At 60.0% G+C, this 7,433-nt stretch carries 7 protein-coding genes and 1 pseudogene; 6 read left to right on the forward strand and 2 right to left on the reverse strand.

The window, feature by feature from the left end; genetic code table 11:
• The 3 genes and pseudogenes from Q0K07_RS12535 to rsmG form a co-directional block, all read left to right on the forward strand.
• Positions 1-856, forward strand: an 856-nt coding sequence (locus Q0K07_RS12535) for a replication-associated recombination protein A (RefSeq protein ID WP_294559685.1), incomplete at its 5' end; no start/stop codon positions are given.
• Positions 857-882: 26 nt separating this feature from the next.
• Positions 883-1,656, forward strand: a complete 774-nt coding sequence (locus Q0K07_RS12540) for a 1-acyl-sn-glycerol-3-phosphate acyltransferase (protein ID WP_294559687.1) — start codon at positions 883-885, stop codon at positions 1,654-1,656.
• A gap of 76 nt (positions 1,657-1,732) precedes the next feature.
• Positions 1,733-2,203, forward strand: a pseudogene (rsmG, locus tag Q0K07_RS12545) (16S rRNA (guanine(527)-N(7))-methyltransferase RsmG); the annotation flags it as partial.
• A 240-nt stretch (positions 2,204-2,443) separates the two neighbouring features.
• Here the strand turns inward: rsmG and Q0K07_RS12550 are convergent.
• The gene (locus Q0K07_RS12550) at positions 2,444-2,716 is read right to left on the reverse strand and encodes a transcriptional regulator (protein WP_294559689.1); all 273 of its coding nucleotides are present in this window, start codon (positions 2,714-2,716) and stop codon (positions 2,444-2,446) included.
• Between the two features lie 63 nt (positions 2,717-2,779).
• Positions 2,780-3,280, reverse strand: coding sequence for a 2-amino-4-hydroxy-6-hydroxymethyldihydropteridine diphosphokinase (gene folK / locus Q0K07_RS12555; RefSeq protein WP_294559690.1), 501 nt, complete (start codon positions 3,278-3,280; stop codon positions 2,780-2,782).
• A 180-nt stretch (positions 3,281-3,460) separates the two neighbouring features.
• On the opposite strand from folK, the gene Q0K07_RS12560 reads away from it, so the two are divergent.
• The 3 genes from Q0K07_RS12560 to Q0K07_RS12570 all read left to right on the forward strand — a co-directional run.
• The gene (locus Q0K07_RS12560; RefSeq protein WP_294559691.1) at positions 3,461-4,204 is read left to right on the forward strand and encodes an amino acid ABC transporter ATP-binding protein; all 744 of its coding nucleotides are present in this window, start codon (positions 3,461-3,463) and stop codon (positions 4,202-4,204) included.
• Positions 4,205-4,494: 290 nt separating this feature from the next.
• Positions 4,495-6,384, forward strand: coding sequence for an autotransporter assembly complex family protein (locus tag Q0K07_RS12565; RefSeq protein ID WP_294559693.1), 1,890 nt, complete (start codon positions 4,495-4,497; stop codon positions 6,382-6,384).
• The coding region (locus Q0K07_RS12570; protein ID WP_294559695.1) for a hypothetical protein at positions 6,384-7,433 on the forward strand (1,050 nt) is incomplete at its 3' end. The genes Q0K07_RS12565 and Q0K07_RS12570, both read left to right, overlap by 1 nt.

The raw sequence follows: 7,433 nt of genomic DNA on the forward strand, positions 1-7,433 counted from the left end.
CTCCTTCAGTGTGACGAAGCAGCTGCTTTCACGGCTCCATGTTCTGCGCCTGAAGCCCCTGGGACGGGATGATCTGCTTTCCCTTGCGCGGCGCGGCACGGAAAAAACGGGAGTTTCCTTCCCTGACGACGTGCTGGAATTTCTCTGCGCGCTTTCCAACGGCGATGCGCGCAGTCTGCTCAACCTTGTGGAATATGTGTCTTCCCTGCCGGAAGAGCAGCGCACCCTTGCGGGAGTGCAGAAGGTCATGCCCGAAATCGTGGCCCGGCACGACAAGGACGGCGACAGTCACTACGAACTGGCCTCCGCCATGATCAAATCCATACGCGGCAGCGACCCCGACGCGGCGCTCTACTACCTTGCCTGTCTGCTGGAAGGCGGGGAAGACCCGCGCTTCATCTGCCGCCGCCTCATTCTTTCCGCCTCGGAAGATGTGGGGCTGGCCGATCCGCATGCCCTGCCCATGGCCGTGGCCTGTCAGCAGGCCGTGGAATTCGTGGGCATGCCGGAAGGCTATATTCCGCTTTCGGAAACCGTGATCTACCTGGCGCTGGCACCCAAGAGCAATTCCACCTATGCCGCCTATCACAATGTGACGCGGGAAATTAAAAACACCGGCATACAGCCCGTGCCCCTGCACCTCCGCAACGCCGTGACCAAGATGCAGAAGCAGTGGGGCTACGGCAAGGATTACCAGTACCCGCACAATTTTCCCGGCGCCTGGGTCGATCAGGACTATCTGCCGGAAACGGTGGTGGCAAGGCGCTACTACCAGAGCAAGGATCAGGGCGACGAGCCGAGGCTCAACGCATGGCACAAACGCCACCGCCGCACCGCGCCCGTGGACAAGAAATAACCCAAGAACCATTCCCGGAAGGATATATGGAACGACATTTTTCCCGCAATTACCGTTCGGAGGCACATCCGAAGCCGTGTTTCCCCTCCCTTCGCTTCTATCTCTCCCTGGCGGGCATCATGTACAGGGCGGGCCGCGTGGCCTCCGCCGGAAGCTACAGCGCCGAACGCTGGGTGTACGACAGCTTTCTTGTGGGTGAACTCATGGAAAAGGTGGGGACCTCCATCATCATCGAAGGGGTGGAGGCTCTCGACAGGGAAGGCCCCTGTGTGTTTGAAGCCAATCACATGAGCACGCTGGAAACCTTCCTTCTGCCCTGCATCATACAGCCCCGCAAGGATGTGACCTTTGTGGTGAAGAAGTCCCTGCTCGACTACCCCTGCCTCGGGCCCGTGCTTGCGGCGCGCGACCCTCTGGCCATAGGCAGGGCCAACCCCAGGGAAGATCTGGTCACCGTGCTCGAAGGCGGCAGGAAACTGCTTGAAGAGGGAAGATCCATCATCATCTTCACCCAGGGCAGCCGTAAGAAGGACGTGAAGGAAGAGGACTTCAACTCCCTCGGCGTGAAACTGGCGCGCAAGGCCAATGTTCCCGTCATTCCCATCGCGCTCAAGACGGATGCCTGGGGAGAAGGCGCGCTCATCAAGGACATGGGCTGGATCAAGCCGCAGCTTCCCGTGCATGTGCGCTTCGGCGAAGCGCTGGAAATCAAGGGCCCGGGCAAGGAAGAGCATGCTTCCATCGTGCGCTTCATCAAGGACAATTTCGACGCATGGGCGGCTGCCGATGGCAAGGCCTGATGACTGCTCCCCATCTCTGATACAGTCGCTGTGCTCGAAGGAGGGGTTCTCCCTGAGTGCAGAACAGTGCGCGCACCTGGCAGGATACCTTTCCCTGCTCATGCAGTGGAACAAAAGGATGAACCTTGTGGGTGCGCGGCACTGGCGGGATGCGCTGGACGAGCTTGTCATGGACAGCTTCCATCTTTCCCGCTTTCTGCATGAGCATGTGCTCCCGCTTCTTCCCCCCGCGCCCTCGGCATGGGACCTCGGCTCCGGCGCAGGACTGCCGGGAATACCGCTCCGCATGGTATGGCAGGACGGCAGCTACTGGATGGTGGAATCGCGCGACAAGCGCACCATCTTCCTTTCCACCGTGCTGGCACGCCATCCTCTGAAAGACACCCATGTCTTCCGGGGGCGGGCCGAACAGTTCATGGAAGGCAGAAAAGCCGATCTCATCGTCAGCCGGGCCTTCATGCCCTGGAAGGAACTGCTCGACTTCGTGCAGGGGCACCTGACGGAGAACGGCTGCATTGTCTTTCTTTCCAGGGAGCCCCTGAAGGCGGAATATGCCATGCCGTGGGAGGAAGTCGCCTCCACGGACTACGCCGTCGGTAAGGACCGGCGCTGGTTCTGCGCCTTCAGAGAAAAAAACGCAGCACATTAACGGCTGCGGGCAGACACTGCCTTTAATCGGAAAAGGCCCGGCAGATGCCGGGCCTTTTTTGCATTCTTAGAAAACATGCGGAAGAGGGAGTCACGCTCCCCGGCCTTTCCCGGGAAGAAATCCGCTTCCGCTGCGGGCTCAGTTGAGCTTCTGCTGTTCGTTGAACTTGTCGATATACTTCTGACGGCATTCATAGCTGCAGAAGTGCAGCGTCTGATCACCGTTGCGCACGGTGATGGAGCTGTTCTTGTCCACATAGGTGCCGCAAACAGGGTCCTGCACCATTTCACCCGATTCCACGCGCTTTTTTTCCTGCTGGGCTTCCTTTTCGGCCCTTTTCTTGTTGTCGTTCATGAACAGACGATACAGGACATAGCAGACCAGGGCGAAAATGACGACTTTAATGAGCATACTCTCTCCTGAGCGAAGTTGTCGTTGGCAAAGCGCTGCGGGATCAGCGCGGACGATTTGAATCTATTGAAAAATGGAGGAACCTTCAAGCCGATAATGCAGCTTTTCCAGAAGGCTTTTCACTTCCGTCCCGTCCGGCATGACCAGATCCGGCGCTATTTCCAGCAGCGGAACCAGCACAAAGGCCCTTTCCGCCATGCGCGGATGGGGAAGGATGAGGTGTTCATCCCCTTCTCTGACCTCCCCTCCGAAAAGAAGCAGATCCATATCAATGACGCGGGGGCCGAAGTGATCGGAGGCATCGCGCACCCTGCCCAGCATGCGTTCCTTTTCCAGAAGCGCGTCCAGAAGCTGCACAGCGCTCACGCCTTCCCCGCATTCCAGCCGCAGCACCTGATTGAAGAACCAGGGCTGATCCTTCCTCCCCTGCGGTTCCGTGCTGTACAGGGAAGAGGCCGCCGCAAGGCGCACCCCGGGAAGAGAGGCTATTTCCTCCCGCGCCCGGGCAAGATGGGCTTTCGCATCCCCCATGTTGGACCCCAGACAGACAAAGGCCTGTATCATACGTTCTCCTTTTCTTTGTGCGGAGTATACACGGGCGGCCTGTTCTGTCCAGAGCGGACAGAAGTCCCTTCCGCCTCAGGGCGGTTCCCCGAAAAGCGCCGGAGTCTTCCGGCATTCTTGACACGGCAGGGGCCTTGTAGCACAAAAAGGCAGTTCCCCGACCTTTCTCCCCCTGCTGCCATGAGTCATTCCAAAATTCCCCTTGTCTCCCTGCGCGGAGTCTGGAAAAGCTACGGCTCCCTCCATGCCCTGCACAATGTTTCCCTCGACGTGATGGAAGGGGAAAAAGTGTTCCTCATCGGCCCTTCCGGATCCGGCAAGTCCACCATACTGCGCTGCATCAACCGCCTTGAAATCATCCAGAAGGGGCAGATCGTGGTGGAAGGTACGGATATCTACGACAGAACATGCGACATCTGCCGCATGCGGCAGGATATGGGCATGGTGTTCCAGTCGTTCAACCTGTTTCCGCATCTGAATGTGCTGGACAACCTCATTCTTTCCCCCATACGCCTGCGCGGCATGAAAAGAAGCGCCGCCGAGGCCATGGCCGACGAACTGCTTGCGCGCATAGGCCTTGCCGACAAGAAATTCGCCTTCCCGGACGAACTTTCCGGCGGCCAGAAACAGCGCGTCGCCATTATCCGCGCCCTGGCCATGAATCCCCGCCTCATGCTCTTTGACGAACCCACGTCCGCCCTTGACCCGGAAATGACGGGGGAAGTGCTGGAACTCATGGGGAATCTGGCGGCAGAGGGCATGACCATGCTGGTGGTGACCCACGAAATGGCCTTTGCCCGCGAAGCCGCAGACAGAGTGCTTTTCATGGATCAGGGCGAAATTCTTGAGCAGGGCTCCCCCCGGGATATCTTTGAACATCCGCAGCACCCGAGGCTCCGGCAGTTTCTTCAGTCCCTTGCCTAGGCCCTGTCTGCGCCCTGCACCCACAAGCCCCGTGCCCTTCCCCGGCTTCTGCATCTGCAGAAGCGTATGCTTTCCCCCAAAAACGCTCCCCCCGCATGCCGGAAAGGTGCCTTCTCAGACAGGCCCGATCAGGTATCTTCATGCCGACTCTTCTCTTATGATGAAAGATCTGCCCGGATCACAACGGTGATACGGCCTTTTCTGAACCACGCCTTGCCCGGAGATGATTTTCCTGCAGGCGTTTTCTCCTTCTCTTGCAAGTCGGGCACGGCCATGCTAGAGCTTGCATTATGTCCCTCACTATCCGCCAGATACTGTTTCTGCTGGGTGCATCGTTTCTGCTGTGCCCGCTCTCCGGCTGCGGACTCATCAACCACGCCTCAGAACGTCAGGAGGCCTCCGCGCCTCTCTTTGAAAGCGACCCCGTGCGCTATGCCGTGGATATTCATGTAGAGGGTGAAGGTTCGGCAGAACTCCGATCCTCCATGGAAAAGCACAGTCAGCTCATTCTGCTGAGGGATCAGCCGCCCGACGGCATGCTCGGCCTCATGCGAAGGGCGCGCGCGGACGAGCAGACCGCGGTGAAACTCCTGCATTCTCTCGGGTATTTCGACGGGACGGCAAAGGCCGATGTTGCGGAAGTGGAGACCCCCGGCGGGCAGGCCCGCGTCACGCTCTCGCTTTTTCCCGGTCCGCGTTACCACATGGGCGCGACAAACCTTTCCTACCAGCCTTCGCCCTCGCCTCTGCCGCCCTTTCCGGGGATCAGCCCCGCTCCTCCGCCCGAAGGCCTCCCCGGGCTGAATGAAAAACAGAACGCCGTGGCGGAAAACGTGCTTGCCGCCGTGGAAGAAGTGCCTGAGGCGCTGCACCGTTCCGGCTATCCGGAAGCGGCCGTGGCTTCCACCCGCTACACGCTGAACAAGGTGGAAAAAACGCTGAATGCCGACGTGGTGATCAACCCCGGTCCGGCCGCCGTGATGGGCAAAGCCGAGATACGCGGCACGAAAAAGGTGGAACCGGAATATCTTGCCAGGCTCACGACCTGGCGGCAGGGCGAACCCTGGGATGACCGGCGCCTTCAGGCCTACCGCCGGGAACTTCAGACGCTGGGCCTGTTCCGCTTTGTGGACGTGAAGGCGGCTCCCGCCGACCGGGGCGTTCCGCTTGAGGAGGAACCCTCCTGCCTGAAGCTCCCCGTACTGGTGGATGTGAGGGAAGCCAGCTTCCGCACCGTGAGCGCCAGCGCACGCTATGCCACGGATACGGGCATGGGTCTGCAGGGCGAATGGCAGCACCGCAACCTTTTCGGAGCAGGAGAAAAACTGACCCTGAAGGCTCCCTTTGCCCAGGATAAACGCGGCATACAGGCCGATTTTGAAAAACCGGCCTTCGGCCGCCGCGATCAGAAGCTTCTGGCAGGCACCTCCTACCTCAGGGAAGATACCAACGCCTACGACACCACGGCCTTCAACGCCTACGCGGGCGTGGAGCGCAGGATTTCCCCCACCTGGTGGGCGAGCGTGAAGCTTTTCGGCGAAGAAGGTTCCGTCACACGGGTGACTCAGGATGAATACCGTTATGCCAGCCTTATCTTCACCCTGCGGCGGGACACCCGGAACAATATCATGAATCCGGAACGGGGCACCTATCTTCAGTGGGAGGCCGCCCCTACCACGGGTTACTACAACGGAGATTTTTCCGGCGTTTCCACAAAGGTGACCGCGTCCGGCTATTATGCCCCCTTTGATGACGACGCCCTGGTGCTTGCGGCAAGAACGTCCGTGGGTTCCTTTCTCGGCGTTTCCATGGGCAACATTCCCCCTTCGCTGCGCTTCTACTGCGGCGGGGGCGGTTCCGTGCGCGGCTATTCCTATCAGGCCATAGGCCCGAAGGACAGCGACGGCGAACCCCGGGGCGGAAGATCGTTTCACGATGTCAGCCTTGAGGCCCGTTTCCGCGTCACCGAAAACATAGGCATCGTGCCCTTCATCGACGGCGGCATGGTGTACGAAGGGGAAACGCCGAGCCTGCTCAAGGACTTTCAGTGGGGTGCGGGCATAGGCCTGCGCTATTATACGCCCATCGGCCCGGTACGCCTCGATGTCGCCGTTCCTCTGGATAAAAAAAGCGACGACAGGGGATATCAGGTCTATATCAGTATCGGACAGAGCTTCTGATGAACGAGCACAAGCATGACGACATGAGCGCAAAACAGCCTGCGCCCTCCCGTTCCGCCGGGGAACACGCCGAAGGGAAAAAAAAGGTGCGCGGCCGGCGCATGCTGCGCCTTGCCACGTGGAGCCTCGCTTCTCTGCTCATCCTTCTTCTGGCAACGGCAGGAGCAGGCCTTTTATTCCTCAGAACAGAACAAGGGGAAGCCTGGCTCACCGCCACGCTGAACAGCGCTCTTGCGCAGCTTCCCGGCGGCATGGGCGCAAGCATCGAAGCCTTCCACGGTCCGCTTCCTTCCCGGGCCGCCCTGTCGCACATCCTTCTCACGGATGAACACGGCGTATGGCTGGAAGCGGAGAGCGCCTCGCTTTCCCTGGACTGGTCGGCCATGCCGCAGGCCTTTGTGGTTGCCGACATCACTCTGGAGCAACCGCGCCTTCTGCGCCTGCCTGAGCCTGTGCCTTCGGATACGCCCGAGGAGCCCTCGACGCCGTTCCGCCCGGAACAGGCCCTGACCGACGCGGGAAACCTGCTGCACAACTGGCCCTCATGGCTTCCCGGCATACGCCTTGAACGCCTGCAGGTGAACCGCGCCACCCTTTCCGAAGACATTCTGGGAAAAAGCGTATCGGCAAGTCTGGAAGCCCGGGCTTCGGCAGAAAGAAGCGGTGCGGAACTTTCCCTTTCCCTGAACCGCGACGACATCTCCTGCCCGCCCCTCGTCCTGAAGGCCCTGTTTTCGCCGGAAGCGGACGGAACACTTTCTCTGCAGGGTTCCGACCTGGGGCTTCTCGCTCTTCTTCCCGAAGAAACGGGGCAGAACGGGGAAGTACGCTTCCTGCTTGAGGCCGCGCTTTCTCCGGAAAAGCTGTCGGCGGATCTTTCCGGTACCCTGCGCAACGTGCAGAGCGGAGAACAGGAAGCATCGGCCACGGCGCAGGCCACCTTCCACCTTTCCGGCGAAAAAAAACGGGGAGAAGCCCTGCTGAACCTCGACGTTTCCCCGGCTGCAGAACGACTCTGGACGCTGACAGGGCAGAAGGGAGCATTTTCC

This window comes from uncultured Mailhella sp. (assembly GCF_944324615.1).
Classification (GTDB): Bacteria; Desulfobacterota; Desulfovibrionia; order Desulfovibrionales; family Desulfovibrionaceae; genus Mailhella.